Origin of the sequence: Xanthomonas sp. LMG 12461, from assembly GCF_009192935.1 — a bacterium.
GTDB lineage: Bacteria > Pseudomonadota > Gammaproteobacteria > Xanthomonadales > Xanthomonadaceae > Xanthomonas_A > Xanthomonas_A sontii.
This window is the reverse complement of record NZ_NQYT01000026.1, coordinates 58,384-76,603: the sequence shown is the minus strand read 5'-3', so window position 1 is coordinate 76,603 and position 18,220 is coordinate 58,384. Positions and strand designations below refer to the sequence as shown.

The 18,220-nt window shown below is 65.4% G+C and carries 16 protein-coding genes; 12 read left to right on the top strand and 4 right to left on the bottom strand.

Annotated elements, in window-relative coordinates; all coding sequences use genetic code 11:
• Window positions 1–10: 10 nt before the first annotated feature.
• The 4 genes from CEK68_RS07400 (at window position 11) to CEK68_RS07385 (ending at window position 6,106) form a co-directional block, all read left to right on the top strand.
• Window positions 11–1,603 (top strand): N-6 DNA methylase, encoded by a 1,593-nt coding sequence (locus tag CEK68_RS07400; protein ID WP_152239005.1) that lies wholly within the window; start codon window positions 11–13, stop codon window positions 1,601–1,603.
• Entirely contained in the window at window positions 1,600–2,757 is a 1,158-nt protein-coding gene (locus CEK68_RS07395) for a restriction endonuclease subunit S (RefSeq protein WP_152239004.1), read from the top strand. Before CEK68_RS07400 ends, CEK68_RS07395 begins: the two co-directional genes overlap by 4 nt.
• A gap of 36 nt (window positions 2,758–2,793) precedes the next feature.
• Complete coding sequence (locus CEK68_RS07390) at window positions 2,794–4,764, top strand: ATP-binding protein (RefSeq protein ID WP_152239003.1); 1,971 nt, start codon at window positions 2,794–2,796, stop codon at window positions 4,762–4,764.
• A gap of 73 nt (window positions 4,765–4,837) precedes the next feature.
• On the top strand, window positions 4,838–6,106 hold the full coding sequence (locus CEK68_RS07385) for an HNH endonuclease (protein ID WP_193314131.1): 1,269 nt from the start codon (window positions 4,838–4,840) through the stop codon (window positions 6,104–6,106).
• 172 nt (window positions 6,107–6,278) lie between these two features.
• On the opposite strand, the gene CEK68_RS07380 is transcribed toward CEK68_RS07385, so the two are convergent.
• Entirely contained in the window at window positions 6,279–6,938 is a 660-nt protein-coding gene (locus tag CEK68_RS07380) for a hypothetical protein (RefSeq protein WP_152239001.1), read from the bottom strand.
• Between the two features lie 549 nt (window positions 6,939–7,487).
• A complete protein-coding gene (locus tag CEK68_RS20950; RefSeq protein WP_193314130.1) occupies window positions 7,488–7,883 on the bottom strand; it encodes a hypothetical protein in 396 nt (131 codons plus the stop codon).
• Between the two features lie 78 nt (window positions 7,884–7,961).
• On the opposite strand from CEK68_RS20950, the gene dusA reads away from it, so the two are divergent.
• The 6 genes from dusA (at window position 7,962) to CEK68_RS07345 (ending at window position 15,030) form a co-directional block, all read left to right on the top strand.
• Entirely contained in the window at window positions 7,962–9,005 is a 1,044-nt protein-coding gene (gene dusA, locus CEK68_RS07370; RefSeq protein WP_152239000.1) for a tRNA dihydrouridine(20/20a) synthase DusA, read from the top strand.
• A 413-nt stretch (window positions 9,006–9,418) separates the two neighbouring features.
• Complete coding sequence (locus CEK68_RS07365; RefSeq protein WP_039726258.1) at window positions 9,419–9,802, top strand: hypothetical protein; 384 nt, start codon at window positions 9,419–9,421, stop codon at window positions 9,800–9,802.
• A 72-nt stretch (window positions 9,803–9,874) separates the two neighbouring features.
• Window positions 9,875–10,558: a response regulator transcription factor gene (locus CEK68_RS07360; RefSeq protein WP_003469280.1), complete on the top strand. Its 684-nt coding sequence runs from the start codon at window positions 9,875–9,877 to the stop codon at window positions 10,556–10,558.
• An 82-nt stretch (window positions 10,559–10,640) separates the two neighbouring features.
• On the top strand, window positions 10,641–12,011 hold the full coding sequence (locus CEK68_RS07355) for a sensor histidine kinase (RefSeq protein WP_193314135.1): 1,371 nt from the start codon (window positions 10,641–10,643) through the stop codon (window positions 12,009–12,011).
• Window positions 12,012–12,226: 215 nt separating this feature from the next.
• Window positions 12,227–13,810, top strand: coding sequence for a DUF1800 domain-containing protein (locus tag CEK68_RS07350; protein WP_051064879.1), 1,584 nt, complete (start codon window positions 12,227–12,229; stop codon window positions 13,808–13,810).
• Window positions 13,811–13,839: 29 nt separating this feature from the next.
• Window positions 13,840–15,030: a DUF1501 domain-containing protein gene (locus CEK68_RS07345; protein WP_152238999.1), complete on the top strand. Its 1,191-nt coding sequence runs from the start codon at window positions 13,840–13,842 to the stop codon at window positions 15,028–15,030.
• A 181-nt stretch (window positions 15,031–15,211) separates the two neighbouring features.
• Here CEK68_RS07345 and CEK68_RS07340 read toward each other — a convergent pair whose 3' ends face one another.
• Both CEK68_RS07340 and CEK68_RS07335 read right to left on the bottom strand, forming a co-directional pair.
• Window positions 15,212–16,000 carry a M90 family metallopeptidase gene (locus CEK68_RS07340; RefSeq protein WP_152238998.1) on the bottom strand — a complete coding sequence of 263 codons (789 nt, stop codon included), beginning with the start codon at window positions 15,998–16,000 and terminating at the stop codon, window positions 15,212–15,214.
• A complete protein-coding gene (locus CEK68_RS07335) occupies window positions 15,967–16,251 on the bottom strand; it encodes a hypothetical protein (protein ID WP_017917075.1) in 285 nt (94 codons plus the stop codon). The genes CEK68_RS07340 and CEK68_RS07335 overlap by 34 nt, the downstream gene beginning before the upstream one ends.
• A 143-nt stretch (window positions 16,252–16,394) precedes the next feature.
• Here CEK68_RS07335 and birA point away from each other — a divergent pair, with 143 nt between their 5' ends.
• Together birA and CEK68_RS07325 are read left to right on the top strand one after the other, a co-directional pair.
• Window positions 16,395–17,372, top strand: a complete 978-nt coding sequence (gene birA, locus CEK68_RS07330; RefSeq protein ID WP_152238997.1) for a bifunctional biotin--[acetyl-CoA-carboxylase] ligase/biotin operon repressor BirA — start codon at window positions 16,395–16,397, stop codon at window positions 17,370–17,372.
• Window positions 17,369–18,112 carry a type III pantothenate kinase gene (locus tag CEK68_RS07325; RefSeq protein WP_152238996.1) on the top strand — a complete coding sequence of 248 codons (744 nt, stop codon included), beginning with the start codon at window positions 17,369–17,371 and terminating at the stop codon, window positions 18,110–18,112. The genes birA and CEK68_RS07325 overlap by 4 nt, the downstream gene beginning before the upstream one ends.
• Window positions 18,113–18,220: the final 108 nt, after the last annotated feature.

The window sequence follows — 18,220 nt, the reverse complement described above, 5'->3', positions numbered from 1 at the left end:
AGAAGACGCAATGCGCCGTACCAAGAAAGCCAAGCCAGCCCAGACCACCGCCCAGCAACTTTCCGCTCTCATCAAGTCCGTGCGTCAGATCCTGCGCAAGGACAAAGGCCTAAATGGCGACGCCGATCGTCTGCCGCTGCTCACCTGGGTGATGTTCCTGAAGTTCCTCGATGACCTCGAAACCCGCAAGGAGGAAGAGGCGACGATGGACGGCATCGCCTATGAACCGCTGATCGAGGCACCCTACCGCTGGCGCGATTGGGCGGCACGGCCGGACGGCATCAACGGCGACGAGCTGCTGGCCTTCCTCAACCAGGACAAGGCGCCCGGCCCGGACGGCAAGCGCCGACAGGGCCTGTTCGCCTACCTGCGCTCCCTGGCCGACCGCGAAACCAACGGTGGGCAGCGCCGCGTCATCTCCAATGTGTTCAAGGGCGTGCAGAACCGCATGGTCAGCGGCTACCTGCTGCGTGACGTGATCAACAAGATCAACCAGATCCACTTCAACAGCAGCGAGGAGGTTCACACCCTCTCGCACCTGTACGAGTCGATGCTGCGCGAGATGCGCGACGCCGCGGGCGACTCGGGCGAGTTCTACACGCCGCGCCCGGTGGTGCGCTTCATGGTGCAGGTCACCGATCCGCAGTTGGGCGAAACCGTGCTGGACCCGGCCTGCGGCACCGGCGGCTTTCTGGTGGAGGCCTTCGACCACCTGAGTCAGCAGGTCAAGGGCGACACGAAGAAGCGCGAGCTGCTGCACCAAGCCACCCTGTATGGCCAGGAAGCCAAGCCGCTGCCCTACATGCTTGCGGAGATGAACTTGCTGCTGCACGGGCTGGAGGCGCCGCAGATCGCCTATGGCAACACCTTGGCACAGCGGCTCAACGAGATCGGCCATAACCAGCGCGTGGATGTGATCCTGACCAACCCGCCGTTCGGCGGCGAGGAGGAAGCGGGAATCAAGGCCAACTTCCCGCCCGACAAGCAGACCAGCGAAACCGCGCTACTGTTCCTGCAGTACATCATGCGCATGCTGCGCCACAAGGATGCACCCGTTTCTGCCCATGGCCGCCTGCGCAAGGCTGGTCGCGCCGAGCAGGGTGGTCGTGCCGCGGTGGTCGTGCCCAACGGCACCCTGTTCGGCGACGGCGTGGCCGCGCTGATCAAGGAGCAGTTGCTCAAGGAGTTCAACCTCCACACCATCGTTCGCCTGCCGCAGGGCGTGTTCTCGCCCTATACCGACATCCCGGCCAACCTGCTGTTCTTCGAGCGCGGCGGGCCGACCAAGGACATCTGGTACTACGAGATTCCGCTGCCGGAAGGCCGCAAGAAGTACTCGAAGACCGCGCCCATGCAGTTCGAGGAGTTCGACGCCTGCCGAAAGTGGTGGAACAAGCGCAAGGAGGGGCCGCAGGCGTGGAAGATCAAGGCCGCCGAGATTGCCAAGCGTGGCTACAACCTCGACCTAAAAAATCCGAATGCGAAGCAGGGGCTGGAGCATGTGGCTCCGGCCGAACTGGTCGCACGCATGCGGGATCATGATGGCGAAGTGCAGAAGCTGCTGAGCGAGATCGAGGCGCTGGTGGGCGAGGTGGGGGCGTGAGCGAGTGGCTCTGCGTGCCGCTGGGTGAGTTGCTATGCCGATCGGATGAACCTGCGGCACTCGTACCCAATGCTGAGTATCATGAGGTCACAATCCGCCTTTGGGGAAAGGGTGTTGTTAGTCGCGGGCTTGTTCGCGGCTCAGATGTGACTACCCCTCGTCGACTCGTACGCGCAGGGCAGTTGATCCTCTCGAAGATCGATGCCCGCAACGGGGCTCTCGGCATTGTCCCCCCCGAACTTGATGGCGCCGTAGTGAGCAATGACTTTCCGTCATACTCGATTGTCAACCCCGAACGATGCCTGCCGGAATTCCTCGGCATCCTGGTAAAGTCGCGGTCCTTCGTCGAACTGTGTAAAGCCTCCAGTGAGGGCACCACGAATCGGGTGCGGCTCAAGGAGGATCGCTTTCTTCGAAAAGGTATCGCACTGCCGCCGCTGCCCGAGCAACGGGCCATTGTCTCCCGCCTCGACACCCTGGCCGACAAGACCCGTCAACTGACGGCCCACCTTGATGCTGCCGAGGCCGATGCCGACCGCCTACTCGCCCAACAGTTCCGTGCCGCCATCGCCAACGCACCGCGCCGGGCGATGGCCGAGGTTGCGCCCTTGAAAAAGCGTCAGGTCGTGCTAGAGACCAGCAAGCGCTATCGCGAGGTGGGCGCACGTTCTTTCGGGAAAGGTCTGTTCTTCAAGCCTGACTTCGATGCCGCGGAGGTGACCTGGGAGAAGCCTGTCTGGATCAAGGCCGGCGACGTGGTTTTCAGCAATATCAAGGCATGGGAGGGCGCCATCGCGTTGGCCGGCGATGAGCATGACGAAGTTATCGCATCGCATCGCTACATCACCTGCGTGGCCAACCCTGAGCAACTGTTGAGTAGCTTCCTGCTCTATTACTTGCTTAGTCCAGAGGGCCTGGAAAAAATCGGTGAGGCGTCCGCAGGTACAGCAGATCGCAACCGTACCCTGAGCCTCAAGAAGCTCGCCAAGATCGAAATGCCCGTTCCCTCGCTTTCCACCCAGCAGGCCTTCGTGGATCTGCAAGCCATCGTCTCGGCGATCAAGGCCCGCCATGCCGCGATCCGCGAGGCCAATGCAGTCCTGTTGCCAGCGACTTTGGAGAGACTGTTTCCCGCTGAAGATCGCAGCCCGTGAGAACGGCTTCATGAACATGACAGTGCAGGAGAGGCGATGAGTAGGTCCCCGGAAGTGCTGCAGACATCATTGTTCGAAGAAGACTACCTGCTTCGCGAGCTCGGGCAGGTTGCTCACGTGCCTCAGGTGGCTTTGACCGAGCTGGTGGCCAACGCTTGGGATGCGGGTGCGTCGAGTGTCAAGGTCATACTCCCTTCCGAGATCGGCGGGACGCTTACGGTCGAAGACGACGGCCATGGTATGACGCCGGATCAGTTCAAGCGGCGATGGATGACCCTCGGCTACGACCGCGTAAGGCATCAGGGTGTGAACGTCGAATTTCCGCCTGGAGGGCCGGCACGGCCGCGCAAAGCCTATGGCCGCAACGGAGTAGGGCGGCACGGGATGCTTTGCTTCGGCGATGAATACGAAGTCGAAACATGGCGCGACGGAGTTCTGTCGATCTTCACCGTTGGCACTGAGTCCGGCCCGAGCCCATTTGTACTTCGCCGGGAGGACTCCGGTGTGCGCAGGGGAAGCGGCACTAGGTTGTCCGTGCAAGTGGCCCGCAAGTTGCCGAATGCGGACGAGATTCTGACGGTCCTGGCCGCAAGATTTGTCCATGACCCGGAGTTTGAGGTCCAAGTCAACGGAGTGGCTCGGACTGTGGCGGAGATTGAGGGCAAGGTCAGCGAGGAAAAAATCTCGCTTTCTGGTGGTCGCTCTGCCACGGTCATTGTGATCGACTCGACGCTTCTCAACCACTCATCAGTGCACCAGGGAATTGCCTTCTGGGTGCAGCATAGACTCGTCGGGACCCCTTCTTGGGCGATAGGTTCGGTAGCCAGCTTCGACGGGCGCACACGCTTTGCACGGCGCTACAAGATCATCGTGGACACCCACGGCTTAGATGATTACGTTGAGCGCGATTGGACAGGATTCAAGCGCGCTGAGCCGGTCGGCGAGCTGTTCAAGGCTACGGCCGGGCATATCGAACGGATAGCTCAAGACCTCGCTATAGAGGTCGTGGAGGAATCAACTGCCGATGCTCTCTCGCAGAACCGAGTTGCTTTGACATCTTTGGGGCGTGGTGCCCGAATGGAGGTCGCTGAGTTCACCAAGGCGATTGCGCAGGAGCATCCTACCGTTGCACCAGAGTTTTTGTCTGCTGCAGTCAAGGCGGTCATCAATCTGGAAAAGTCAAAGAGCGGTGCCGCGTTGCTTCAGAAGTTATCGACCCTCCCGCCGGATGATGTTGCGGGGCTTGATCAGCTTCTTGCCGAATGGTCGGTCAAGGACGCAATGCGAGTGCTCGACGAGATCGACAGCCGGCTGAGTGTCATTGAGACGATCAGAAGAGTGGCCGACGATCCGGACACAGACGAACTGCATACGTTGCATCCGCTTGTGCTGCGGTCACGCTGGTTGTTTGGTCCGGAGTTCGAATCAGAGGAATTCTGCTCGAATGCAACACTGCAGACGGTTGCTAAGCAACTGTTTCATAAGTCGGGAGGCCAGTTCATCAACGAGAAGAACCGGCCGGACATCGTCGTACTACCGGATAAGGTCACACTCCAGCTTGTAGGGATTGAGGCGTTTGATCCAATGGATCCGTCGCTTGTGAAGCTGCAGCATATTCTGTTGATTGAGCTGAAAAAAGGCGGGTTCAAGCTGACACGAAATGAGGTGTCTCAGGCCGATGGTTATGTGCAGGACATCGCCGCATCTGGCACCGTTGCGGGAACTCCGTTCGTGTCTGCCTGGGTTGTAGGGCAGTCAATTGCAGCCGGCGTGGCGACGGAAAAGAAGGTTGGTGATGCTAATCGCGATTACGGGCTCGTGCGTGCGACAACGTTTGCGGCCCTGGTCGATACGGCTAACCGTCGAATGATGAAGCTGAGAGACACTTTGGCGGCCCGCTATTCGGAGATTTCTACCGATGCGCTGATTGAGCGCGTGCTGGGGCAGCCAGACCAGACTGAGTTGGACGTTTTGCCGGCGGCATCGAGCAAGGCCAAGATCGCGTGATAACGATGGCCACGTCAGACTCGTGTCGGAAGCTGGAAGCTGGAAGCTGGAAGCTGGAAGCTGGAAGCCGGAAATGAACAGCCAGGAAAACGAAGCTTTCACGAAGCTCCTGCGAAGTGCCGTCGGCGAAGCGGAGAAACTCAAGTACCGCCCGACGCAGTTCAAGAAAATGCTGGATGCCTATGGCGGCTTTGATACGGTCAATCGGGTGCTGGCCAGCGGCAAGCCGTCGGACGGGTTTGCCCGACTCTGGGAGTTGGGCCACCTTGAGCTGACCTGCGAAGCCATCATCGTCGAAACTGAGTGGCGCAGGTACTTCGATGACGGTCTGGTGGCACGGGCCGAGAAGCTGTTGCGGGATGCGCACTATCCGTTCAAGCGCTTCAAGAGTACGGCTCGCGACGAGAAGCCCGGCGAAGAGACGCAGCAGGCGGCTTCAGCTTCGGAGACGGAAGATCAGGACTCGGACGAATCAGTTTCCGGGCCGTTGCCCGTCTCGAGCATGCGTATCAACGCTTTCTTTCGCGATGTGTTGCATGCGCCCGTTGCCAATGCTCGTTGGTCCTGGGGTTCGGTCGATGAGCGTACCCGTCGGGTTTTTCTTCGACTCTGGCGCATTGATATCGCCAGCTTCGATAGCCACCAGGTTATTCGAGTGTTGGGGCGCCTCTGGGCCACGCGTCCGGGGTGGAGTGAGCGGGTACGCCACCTCAAGCTGATCAGGAGCGGCTATGCCGCTTACGCCGTGGTGTGCGAAAAGGACAGTCCGGAAGCTGGCACGATTCGTGACTTTGATCACGCGAGTCTTCTGCGTCTCGGACGGGTGATCGACAAGGACGGCATGGTCTATCTGGAAATTGTCGAGGCCATCCCTGCCGCATCTATCACGGTTACCGGCGACCTCCCCGGCACGATCAGTGCGGATCTTCGGGAGGTCGAGGAAGCCGAAGTTAGCGCCACTACGCGTTCGGCACTTGTCGATGCCCGTTTGGGGCAGGGGAGGTTCCGCCGCGAACTCCTGCGGCGCTGGAACGGAGCGTGCGCTGTCACTGGTTGCCGGGTGGGCGCCGTGCTGCGTTCCTCACATTGCAAACCGTGGAGCGAATCAGACAATCGAGAGCGCCTCGACTCGAATAACGGGCTTGTCCTATCGGCAAATCTCGATGCACTTTTCGATGCTGGCCTGATCAGCTTCGACGATTACGGGAAAATGCTGCTGGCAGACGTACTCACCACGCAGGAGCGGAAGCAGTTAGGGTTGCCGGCAAGCCTCCTGAGAGCACCAGGCACCAAGCTAAGAATCTATCTGCAGTACCACCGAGACCATGTCTTCTTGAAGTAGTCGCGGTGATGGAGGAGGGGGGCACGTTGGATGTCCTCCAGCGTCCGGATCATGCTAGCGGCTAGTTCATCGATTGGCGAGCTCGAAGCCCTCTTCTCCAAGTCCGAAGTCTGATCTGCCGGCGGTGTGCTGTGGGCCTGCTCGGGTGGGTGTTTCATCATTGGGATGGCTCCTAGCGAATCACATCTACAGGTCGTTTCCCTTTACATAGAGCAGCATGAAGTACTTGAGCTCTTTTAGGCGTTCTTTTCTTGATGGTAAAACCCAAAGGAGCGATGAACGCACAGAAAAGAGCAAGCCACGCGGTGGCTTGTATTGCTGCCTTGGGTTCCAACCCCTTCGCCCATGCAACAGCTGAGGCTGTGACCACACCCGACGCAAAGATCAGGAATTTCTTGGCTGTTTCATTGCGGTGGTTTTCCAGGTCGATCTTCGCATCGATGAGATCGAAGAGGTTTTCGACATGATTTGGGGTCACAGACGCATCGGTAAGCCTTTTCTTAAACATCAAGAATCTGCTTTCCCGGTACCACTCCTTCTCTGGCGGGCCCAGCACGGTGCTGGCATCGCCATATTCCGATCTGAAGACGCGGCCTTTCATTTCTTCAATGATTAGGAAGAAAAAAAATTGCGCGAGCAGAATTGCTGCCATTGATTGCCAGTCGTCCAGGTGACGATGTGCCACCCGTGAGGTCGCGGCAATGAACGCCATCGCAGCAACGATGAAGCCAACACGCAACTTTATGCTCGAGAGGCGCCAGAGTTCCTTTGCATAGCTTCGCCGACTCGAGTGTTTAAAGAACGTCTCCCAGGTGATCTTCCATGCGTTCATTTGCTAGCTCCTAGTCATCAAGCCTTGAGGTTACGTCGGGTTGATCTCATGGGCTGCGCCATAGATCGGATCTGTCTCTCTGCCGAGACAGTTCTAAGTACCTCAATCTGCGGTCCCATCTGTGCATTTCTCAGGGGCTTATAGCCGCGCGAGCGCGATCCCCTCAGCGGGGTATACCTGCGGAAAACGGTCGTTCTCGCTGCACCATTTCGCGGCCGGCGGCGACAGTCACTCAATTAGCTCTATGATTCGGGCGTGATGCTTGCGGAGATCCCAGCCAAGGATCGGTTCGTGGTGCGCGATACGGTTACGTAGAACGCGGATTGGCGTGAGCGGCCCAGAGAAGCTTTTTTCGCTTCAATCCTTTAGGTGCAGTTGGGTCGGCGATCCTGTGGAGGGTCTGTTGCCACAGGGTTTCGTAGTCCTTGTTGAACATCGCCGTCCAGAAGCTGAAAGTGAGGCTGGCGACCACGCCACCCGCGGTCACGGGTTTCCCCGCCTGGACCAACTCCTCCATAGCCTTGGCAGCCTGCTCAGATTGGTGCGGAACTAGTAGGAGCCCTGCAGCTTCGCTATACCAATCCGCGCCCTTGGCCTCGGCGAGAACCGTGTGGATGCGATTGCGCAGCGCCACCTCCAGCGTCTGTAGCCGGCCAGTCGCTCGAGGTCGGCTTCCTTCGTCCGCCCCCAGGGCGTCAGATCCTTGATGTCTGTGCTGTACCACTCCAGCAGCTCGGTCAGGGTGGCTGCTTTGCCGACCGGTTCGCCGCGGGCGCGTTGCTGGTCTAGTTCGGCTTCGCGTCGGCGCATCCATTCGTTGGCGAGTTGGCGGCGATCGAAGGTCGCTGATTCCGAAACGATAGCCTTGCCATCGCGCTTGAGTCGGATGATGGCGATGTAACCTAGCGATCCGTTCTTCCGGCGGCGGGTCAGTATGGAGCCCATGTCCGGAGTGTAACAACGGCTCTCACGTTGCACCACGTGTTACATCTGGAGTCCGGAAACTGCCGAAATTGACCAATCATGAGCGCAACTGAGCGACAGGAAAAAACAAGTAACTCATTGGATTTGCGCGAAAAATCACGCTATGAGGCGTCCCTGCGTCTTTCTGTCGCCCCGATGATGGACTGGACCGACCGCCATTGCCGGGTCTTCCACCGGCTGCTGGCGCCGTCGGCGCGGCTGTACACCGAGATGGTGCACGCCAATGCGGTGGTGCTGGGCGATCGCGCGCGGTTGCTGGATTTCGATGCGTCCGAGCATCCGCTGGCGTTGCAGCTCGGCGGCAGCGAGCCGGCGCTGCTGGCGCAGGCGGCGCGGATCGGCCAGGACTGGGGCTACGACGAGATCAACCTCAATTGCGGCTGCCCGTCCGACCGGGTGCAGGCCGGGCGCTTCGGTGCCTGCCTGATGCGCGAGCCGGCGCTGGTCGCCGAGTGCGTGGCGGCGATGGTCGCGGCGGTGGACATTCCGGTCACGGTGAAGTGCCGGCTGGGCGTGGATCAGGACGACGACTACGCGGTGTTCCTGGCCTTCGTCGACCAGGTCGCCGCGGCTGGCTGCGGGCTGTTCGTGGTGCATGCGCGCAACGCCTGGCTGCAGGGCCTGTCGCCGAAGGAGAACCGCGAAGTGCCGCCGCTGCGCTACGACTGGGCGCACCGGCTCAAGCGCGAGCGGCCGCAGCTGCAGGTGGTGCTCAACGGCGGCCTGGCTGCGGTGGAGACGGCGCAGGCGCAGTTGCAGGCGGTGGACGGGGTGATGCTGGGCCGCGCCGCTTACCACGACCCCTACGTCCTGCACCGGCTGGACGCGGCCCTGACCGGCGCCGCACTGCGCCCGCGCGCCGAGTTGCTGCGCGCGCTACGTCCCTACGTCGAGGCGCGCCTGGCCGAAGGCCTGGCGCTCAAGCACATCACCCGGCACTTGCTTGGGCTGTTCCACGGCCAGCCCGGCGGCCGCGCCTTCCGCCAGGTGCTCAGCGAAGGGGCGCACCGCCCCGGGGTCGATTGGGCACTGCTGGAGCGGGCGCTGGCGGTCACCGACGGGGCGGCGCGCGCGGCGGCCTGAGCCGATCCAGGGAGCGTCTTCGGACCGTAGCTGCTGCGTGGCGGCTGGCCGTCATCGCCTCCGCGCGGAGGCATCCGACGACATGGCGGCCTGCTCGGTGGTGGACCCGGATCCCACTTTCCCCCTGCTCGTTCAGGGAGTCTGTTCAGGGTCTGGCGACTAGTCTCTGCCTGCCGGGAGACGCTCTGAAGCACTTGCCGAGGGCCTCTCCGGACCGCTGGCGCGGCCCTTGCATCGGCCTTCCACAGGTTCATTTGACTGAATGTTGCCCGTGGCGCCCGGAAAAGTTCAGACCGGATTCACCCCGAAAAATCAAGAATTTGCCTCGATTTCTCGAGGTCGCCGCCGTTCCCGCGAGGTGTCGCGCTTCACAAGTTTTGAACGTTTCCGATCAGTCCGTTAGGATGCCCGTCGTGACTTCTTCCGCTTCCCGCCACTACCGCTTCGCCGCTGTGTTCGCGCTCGCGCTGGCGTCGGTCGCGGCTGGCCACGGCCGTGCGCAGCAGCCGCCCATGCCGGGGGTGATGGCGCCGCCGGAGCGCGACGCGGGGCGTAATCGGGACTATGGCGGCAGCTCGCTGTCCGACGCGGTGCGTCGGGTGCAGCGCTCCACCGGGGGGCAGATCCTTGGCGCCGAGCGCGTGCCGTTCGACGGCCGCGACATCAACCGCGTCAAGTACATGGATGGCCGTGGGCGGGTACGCTACATGGACGATCCGCAGCCTGGCCGTGCGGCACCGCCGCGGGCGCCGCGGTCGGGCGAGCCTCCGGAGCCACCACGCGACGATCACCCGTGAGTCCGGATAGTTCGGTTCAGGTTCCACACACCGCCCCGGCCACCGGCCACCTGTAAGTTACTAGGGAGAGTTATGCGTATCCTTCTGGTCGAAGACGAAGCTCCGCTGCGAGAGACCCTGGCCGCTCGCCTGAAGCGCGAAGGTTTTGCGGTGGATGCGGCGCAGGACGGCGAGGAAGGCCTGTACATGGGCCGCGAAGTGCCCTTCGACGTGGGCATCATCGATCTCGGCCTGCCGAAGATGTCGGGCATGGAGCTGATCAAGGCGCTGCGCGACGAAGGCAAGAAGTTCCCGGTGCTGATCCTGACCGCGCGTTCCAGCTGGCAGGACAAGGTCGAAGGCCTCAAGCAAGGCGCCGACGACTACCTGGTCAAGCCGTTCCACGTCGAAGAGCTGCTGGCGCGCGTCAATGCGCTGCTGCGCCGCGCCGCCGGCTGGAGCAAGCCCACGCTGGAATGCGGCCCGGTCGCGCTGGACCTCGCGGCGCAGACCGTCAGCGTCAGTGGCAGCAACGTCGACCTGACCAGCTACGAGTACAAGGTGCTCGAGTACTTGATGATGCATGCCGGCGAACTGGTCTCCAAGGCCGACCTGACCGAGCACATCTACCAGCAGGATTTCGACCGCGACTCCAACGTGCTGGAAGTCTTCATCGGCCGCCTGCGCAAGAAGCTGGACCCGGACGGCGAATTGAAGCCGATCGAGACCGTACGCGGCCGCGGCTACCGGTTCGCGATTCCGCGCACCGAAGGCTGATCGCAGGCGCCGGCGAGCACACCGAGGAAGCGACCGCGTGGCGGCACGACCCAGGTGGTACAAGCGCTGGCGCCCGCGTTCGCTGCAGGCGCGCCAGCTGCTCGCCGCCAGCCTCAGTCTGCTGGCGTTCCTGGCCGCGGCCGGTTACGCGCTGGACCAGGCGTTCGCCGACACCGCGCTGAGCAACCTGCGCGAGCGCCTGAAGAGCTACGCCACCGCCTACGCCAACAACATCGACGTAGCCCGCGACGGCTCGCTGTACATCAACAACGACAAGCCGCCGCCGGACCCGCATTTCGACCGGCCCGGCAGCGGCCTGTACGCGCAGATCGTGATGCCCAACGAGCGCTGGATCTCGATGTCCAGCGAAGGTCCGCTGCCGCCCCGCGGCGGCATGCTCGAACCGCGCCAGGAGACCTTCGACGGCCCCTGGCCGATGACCCAGATCGACGGCAGCGAAGGCGAGGTCTACCGCTACGGCATCGGCCTGGCCTACGTGCGCCGCGACAAGGAAACCCCGGTCACCATCTACATCATGGAGGACACCCGCGCGCTGGGTGCGCAGCTGCGCGTGTTCCGCGGCCGGGTGTGGTTCAACCTCGGCGGCGCCGGCCTGATCCTGCTCGTGCTGCAGGCCTTCATCCTGCAATGGAGCCTGCGCCCGCTGCGCCGAGTGATCAACGAACTGACCAAGGTGCAGCGCGGCGAAGCGATGCGCATGGGCGATCGCCACCCGCGCGAACTGGAGCCGCTGACCGACAGCATCAACGCCTTCATCGAGAGCGAGCGCGAGAACCTGGACCGCCAGCGCAACACCCTGGCCGACTTGGCGCACAGCCTGAAGACGCCGCTGGCGGTGCTGCGCACCCAGCTCGACAGCGGTGCGCAGGGGCCGGAGCTGCGCGAAGAGCTGGACGTGCAGTTGCGGCGCATGAACAACCTGGTGTCCTACCAACTCGCGCGCGCCGCCTCCAGCGGCCACAAGCTGTTCGCCGCACCGTTGCCGATCGAGCCCAACGCGGAGGAGATCGTGCGCGGCCTGGAGAAGGTCTACGCGGCCAAGGGCGTGCTGTGCGAGTTCGACATCGAGCCGAGCGCGCGTTTCCATGGCGAGCCCGGCGACCTGCAGGAACTGCTCGGCAACCTGTTGGAGAACGCGTTCAAGTGGGCGCGCCGGCGGGTGCTGCTGAGCGTGCGCCCGGAGCCGGCCGCCGGCAGCCGCCGTGCCGGCCTGATCATCGCCGTGGAGGACGACGGCCCCGGCATCGCCCCGGAGGAAGTGGCGCACATCCTGCAGCGCGGCGTGCGCGGCGACGAGCGCGTGCATGGCCACGGCATCGGCCTGGCGATCGTGCAGGACCTGGTCAAGGGCTACCGCGGCGAACTGCAGGTGAGCCGCTCCGAGGAGCTGGGCGGGGCGCGCTTCCTGGTCACCCTGCCGCCGGGGTTGTAAGCCCCACAGCGCGCTCCTGTGCTGGTCTGGGACCGGCATCCCGCTGCACAGCGACGACCCGCGCCAATCGAGCGGCCGCGCGCGCCGCTGCAGTGCAGCAGCAGGTGAATCCCGTGCAAATGACCGGGAGGTTTCCGACAGAGGCTTAACGCGACTGGCGCGCAGCTGGCGATACTGCGCCGGTCTTCACGCCGCTTTTCGTCCAGGAGCCCCGCATGTCCGCATCCCGGCATCGTCCTGCAGCAACGCGTCTGCGCGTGCGCGGCCGGCGCGCGCTGCGCAATACCCAGCGGTTGCTGCTGTCGTTGCTGCTGGTGCTGTTCACCGTCGGCGCCATCGCTGCCACCGACAAGGTGCTCAAGCGCGACGATGCGCGCTGGCTGCAGTCGATGACCACCGGCCTGGACAGCGCCAGCGTGGCGCAGTTCGAGCGCGATGGCCGCAAGCGCTTCCTGCGCGAGCAACTGCAGGCCGACGGTGGCGATGCCGCCCTGCCGGCGCCGGTGCGCGCGCAACTGGACGGCTACGCGGCATTGCACACGCCGGTCCAGGAGTTGCTCAAGCAGCAGGCCGCCGCGCAGCAGGCGATCAAGGCGATGCCGGATGGCGATGCCAAGGTCGCGGCGAAGAAGGCCGCGCAGCAGCGCGGCGATCTGCTGCTGAACCAGGCACGCCAGGCGCAACTGCTGCGTTCCATCTACGCGCCGGATCAGCTGCGCGAGCAGATGGTGTGGTTCTGGCTCAATCATTTCAGCGTGTTCGCCGACAAGGGCCGCCTGCACTGGACCGTGGCCGACTACGCCGACAACGCGATCCGCCCGCACGCGCTGGGCAAGTTCTCCGACCTGGTGATGGCGACGCTGGAGAGTCCGGCGATGCTGGAGTACCTGGACAACGCGCAGAACGCCAAAGGCAAGGTCAACGAGAACTACGCGCGCGAGTTGATGGAACTGCATACCCTCGGCGTCGATGCCGGCTACACGCAGAAGGACGTGCAGCAACTGGCGCTGATCCTCACCGGCGTCGGCATCGCGCCGGTCGACCGCGACGGTCCGCCGAAGTTGCCGCCTGCGCTGCAGGCGCAGTATGTGCGTCGCGGTGCATTCGAGTTCAACCCGGCGCGGCACGAACCCGGCGACAAGACCTTGCTCGGCCAGCGCATCGCCGGCGGCGGCTTCGACGAGGTCGAGCGCGCGGTGCAACTGATCGTGCGCCAGCCGGCATGCGCGCATTTCATCTCGCGGCAGTTGGCCGAGTACTTCGTCGCCGACGATCCGCCGCCGGCGCTGGTGGAGAAGATGGCGCGCACGTTCCAGCGCAGCGACGGCGATATCGCGGCGGTGCTGCAGGTGATGTTCACCGCACCGGAGATGGCGGCCGGCGCGCCACACAAGTTCAAGGATCCGTACCGCTTCCTGGTCTCGGCGCTGCGCCTGGCCTACGACGGGCAGACCATCGTCAATCCGCAGCCGTTGCTGGGCTGGTTGAACCAGATGGGCGAGCCGAGCTTCGGACGGATCACGCCCGATGGCTGGTCGCTGCAGTCCAGTGCCTGGAACAGTTCCGGGCAAATGGCGCAGCGCTTCGAGATCGCGCGTGCGATCGGCAACGGCAACACCCAGCTGTTCACCGTCGAGGGGCAGCAGCGCGGCGGTTTTCCGCAACTGAGCACGCCGCTGTACTACCACGCGATCGAGCCGCAACTGAGCGACGCCACGCGCCAGGCGCTGGCGCAGGCGCGCTCGCAGCAGGAGTGGAACGGCTACCTGCTGGCCTCGCCCGATTTCAATTACCGCTGACCGCGGCCTTCGCCGCACGGAGATCCGCCATGCACCGTCGCCGCTTCCTGCTCGCGTCCGCCGCCGCCGCGGCCAGCCTGCCGTTCGCCGGGCGCCTGTTCGCCGCACCGGCGCCGTCGCCGCGTTTGTTGGTGGTATTCCTGCGTGGCGGCTACGACTGCAACAACCTGCTGGTCCCGTACGCGAGCGACTTCTACTACGCCTCGCGGCCGAGCCTGGCCATCGCCAGGCCGGATCCGGCCAATCCCAACAGCGCCATCGCGCTGGACACGCAGTGGGGCCTGAACCCAAGGCTGCGCGACACGCTGATGCCGCTGTGGACCGACAAGCAGCTGGCCTTTGTGCCTTTCGCCGGCACCGACGACCTGTCGCGCAGCCACTTCGAGACCCAGGACAGCATCGAGGCCGGGCAACCGGCCGGGCAGCGCAGCGACTACCGCACCGGCTTCCTGGCGCGGCTGTCGCAGGTGGCCACCGGCACGCCGTCGATCGCCTTCACCGACTCGCTGCCGCTGAGTTTCCAGGGCGGCGGCGACATTCCCAATCTCTCGCTCAAGCGCAATCCGACCCCGGCCTTCGACCAGCGCCAGGCCGACATCCTCGCCGGCATGTACCACGGCACCCAGTTGGCCAGTGCCGCGCACGACGGCCTGGCGCTGCGCCAGCAGGTCTCGCAGGCCCTGCGCGACGAGATGCAGCAGGCCAACCGCGGCGCCGCCAGCGCGCGCACCTTCGCCGACGAGACACGGCGCATCGCCACGCTGATGCGTGAGCGCTACCGGCTCGGCTTCGTCGATGTCGGCGGCTGGGACACGCACGTCAACCAGGGCAGCACCGACGGCGCGCTGGCCAACAACCTGGCCAACCTGTCCGAGGGGCTGTCGGCCTATGCCGAGGCGCTGGGGCCGGAGTGGCGCAATACGGTGGTGGTGGTGCTGTCCGAGTTCGGCCGCACCTTCCGCGAGAATGGCGACAAGGGCACCGACCACGGCCACGGCACCACGTACTGGGTGCTGGGCGGCGGGGTCAACGGCGGCCGCATCGCCGGCGAGCAGGTGGCGGTGAGCAAGGACAAGCTGTTCCAGGACCGCGACTATCCGGTGCTGACCAACTACCGCGACATGTTCGCCGGCCTGCTCGGCCGCATGTGGGGCCTGTCGCCGACGCAACTGCAGAAGGTGTTTCCGCAGGCGCATGCGCGGGATTTGAAGTTGGTGTGATGCGTTTTCCGCGATGGAGGGATTCGGGAAATGTCCTGTAGGGGCGGCTTCAGCCGCGACGGGTGCACTGTGGGAGGGACTTCAGTCCCGACGCGTGACGCGCTCGACTCCCCGTAACGCATGCGTTGTCGCGTTCATCGCGGCGACGTCTTGAAGCGATGCCTCAAGACGCGATGGCCGCTCAGTCCGCGGCAAACGGAGAGCGACCATAGAACCGCGCCAGATGCGCCGCCACTTCCGGCATCTCGCGTTGCAGCCGCTCTGGCGCGGAAAAGTGATATTCGCTGACCACCGCGAAGAATTCTTCCGGCGCTTCGGCGGCGTAGGCGTCGATCTCGCTGGCGCGGCCGCGGTCCACGCGCGCGCAGAAGGTATCGTAGCTGCGCTGGAAATCGTCGGCCCATTGCCGTTGCCACGTACGCGGCAGCAGCGGCGTGCCGTCCAGGGCGCCGTCGAGCACGTCGAGCTTGTGCGCCATCTCGTGCACCGCCACGCAGTAGCCGGCACGTGGATCGTCCAGGTCGGCCTGCACGTCGGCCCAGGACAGGATCAACGGGCCGCTGTCCCAGGATTCGCCGATCAGTTCGTCTTCCCACTCGTGCAGCACGCCGGCCGCGTCGACATGGCTGCGCTGCACGCGGAACGCGTCCGGGTAGACCAGCAATTGCGACCAGCCGCGCATGCCCTCGCTGCCGTACTCCAGCAGCGGCAGACAGCACAGTGCGGCGAGCAGGCCGCACTGCCGGGCATCCAGCTGCAGGCCGCCCAGCGGCGAGATGGTCTTGCGATGCAGGAATTCGCTGGCCAGCGTACGCAGGCGCTGTTCGCGCGGCGCATCCAGGGCGGCGACCCAGGCGCAGTCGCGGCGCACGGCCTGCCAGGTAGGGTCATCGATGGCGGCGGGTTTCGACCACAGCCCGCGCAGCCAGCGTGGAATCAGCGGAACATCCCCGGCAGGAAGCTGTGCCACTTCGGCATGCGCATGCGCGGCACCAGGTCGCTGTCGCTGCCGCCGCCGGTGGTGGTCGAGGCCGGCTTGCCGGTGGAGGCGGGCGCATGCAGCGCCGCGGGCGGGCGCGTCGGCGTGCTGTCGGCATCGGCCGCGTCGCCGTAGGTGCAGTCGGTGTGCGGCTTCTCCGCCAGCACGTTGGACGCGTGGGCGGCGGCGAGTGGCAGCAGCAACAGGAGCAGGCAGGGCAGGGAACGGCGCATCGTCGGCATCCAGGGCGAGCGGCGGTGAATCCCGATTCTAACGCGGTTTTCACCCAATGCAGGGCCCCGGCCCTGGGCGCCCGGGGGGCGTTGCCGCATACTTTTCGGTTAACGAGGGCGCGCCACTGCACGCCCAGGGGCGGAACGAGGCGATGGAACCGGCGTTGGACGAGCGCGAACTGTTGGCCAGGCTCAGCAAGGGGACCCTGTCCGGCGATGCCCTGGCGCGCGCCTGCGGGCTGACCCGGGCGGCGGTGTGGAAGCGCATTCAGGCGCTGCGCGCGGCCGGGGTGGAGATCGAGGGCCGGGCCGGCGAAGGCTATGGCCTGGCACGGCCGCTGGAACTGCTCGACGCCGCGTCGATCCGGGCCGGACTGAGCGGACCGGCGGGCGCCGAGCTGGCCGGGCTGGAGATCGCCTGGAGCCTGGTCTCCAGCAATACCACCCTGCTGCAGCGGCCGGCACCGGCGCAGGGCAGCGAGGTCCTGCTGGCCGAGCGCCAGACCGGCGGCCGTGGCCGCCGTGGCCGGGTCTGGGCGTCGCCGCTGGCGGCGCATCTGTACCTGTCGGTGGCGCGCAGCTTCCAGGGCGGGCTGGGCCGGCTGGGCGGCTTGAGCCTGGCGGCCGGCGTGGCCGTGGCCGAAGCCCTGCGTGCGGCCGGATTCGCCACGGTCGGGCTGAAGTGGCCGAACGACCTGCTGGCCGACGGGCGTAAGCTGGGCGGCCTGCTGGTGGAGGGCGGCGGCGAGTTCGCCGGGCCGGCGCGGGCCGTGATCGGCCTGGGCCTGAACGTGGCGATGCCGGCGGCCACCGCCGCGGACATCGACCAGCCGTGGACCGACCTGACGCGGCTGGCCGGCGGCGCGGTGTCGCGCAACGCGATCGCCGCGGCGGTGCTGTCGCAGCTGCTGCCGGCGCTGGCGCTGTTCGATGCGGAGGGACTGGCGCCGTTCCTGCCGCGCTACGCCGCGCTGGATCTGCTGGCCGGACGCGCCGTGCGCATCGACGATGGCGGCCAGGTGCGCGAAGGCACGGCCCTGGGGCTGGCCGAGGACGGCGCGCTGCGGGTGGCCTTCGCCGACGGCGAGCAGCCGGTGCACGCGGGCGACGTCAGCGTGAGGCCGGCATGAGCGACTGGCTGTTCGACCTGGGCAACTCGCGCTTCAAGTTCGCCGCGCTGGAACACGGGCAGGTGGGCGCGGTGCAGGCCTGGCCGCATGGTGCCGAGGCGATGGACGCGGCGGCGGTCGCGGCGCTGCCGCAGGGTGGCACCGCCTACGTTGCCAGCGTCGCCGCGCCGGCCCTGACCGCCACCGTGCTGGAGGCGCTGCGCAGCCGTTTCGCGCAGGTGCAGGTGGCGCGCACCGAGGCTGCCTGTGCCGGGGTGCGGATCGCGTACGCGCGACCGCAGGCCTTCGGCGTGGACCGGTTCCTGGCCCTGCTCGCCGCGCATGGCGGCGGCGACGTGCTGGTGGTGGGCGTGGGAACGGCGCTGACCGTGGACCTGCTCGACCGCGATGGCCTGCATCGCGGCGGCCGCATCGCGCCGTCGCCCACGGTGATGCGCCAGGCCCTGCAGCAGAAGGCGGCGCAGTTGCCGGCCGAGGGCGGCGATTACCACGAGTTCGCCGCCGACACCGCCGACGCCCTGGCCTCCGGCTGCGACGGCGCGGCGGTGGCGCTGATCGAGCGCAGCCTGCAGCAGGGCGAGGCCTTGCTCGGACGTCGACCGCTGCTGCTGCTGCACGGCGGTGGGGTGCCGCCGCTGTTGCACGCGCTGCCGCCGGCCGAGCAGCGCCCCGCCTTGGTCCTGGACGGACTGGCGCTGTGGGCGCAGGCGCACGCCGTGGCCGGTGCCGGTGCCGCCTGAGCGGGCCGGCGCAGGCGGCCGCGATGCGGCGCGGCGCGGCGTGGCGTGGCGTGGCGTGGCGAAGCGGACGTTGCGCCGAAGTCGCAACGTCCCACGCAGACGTCACTG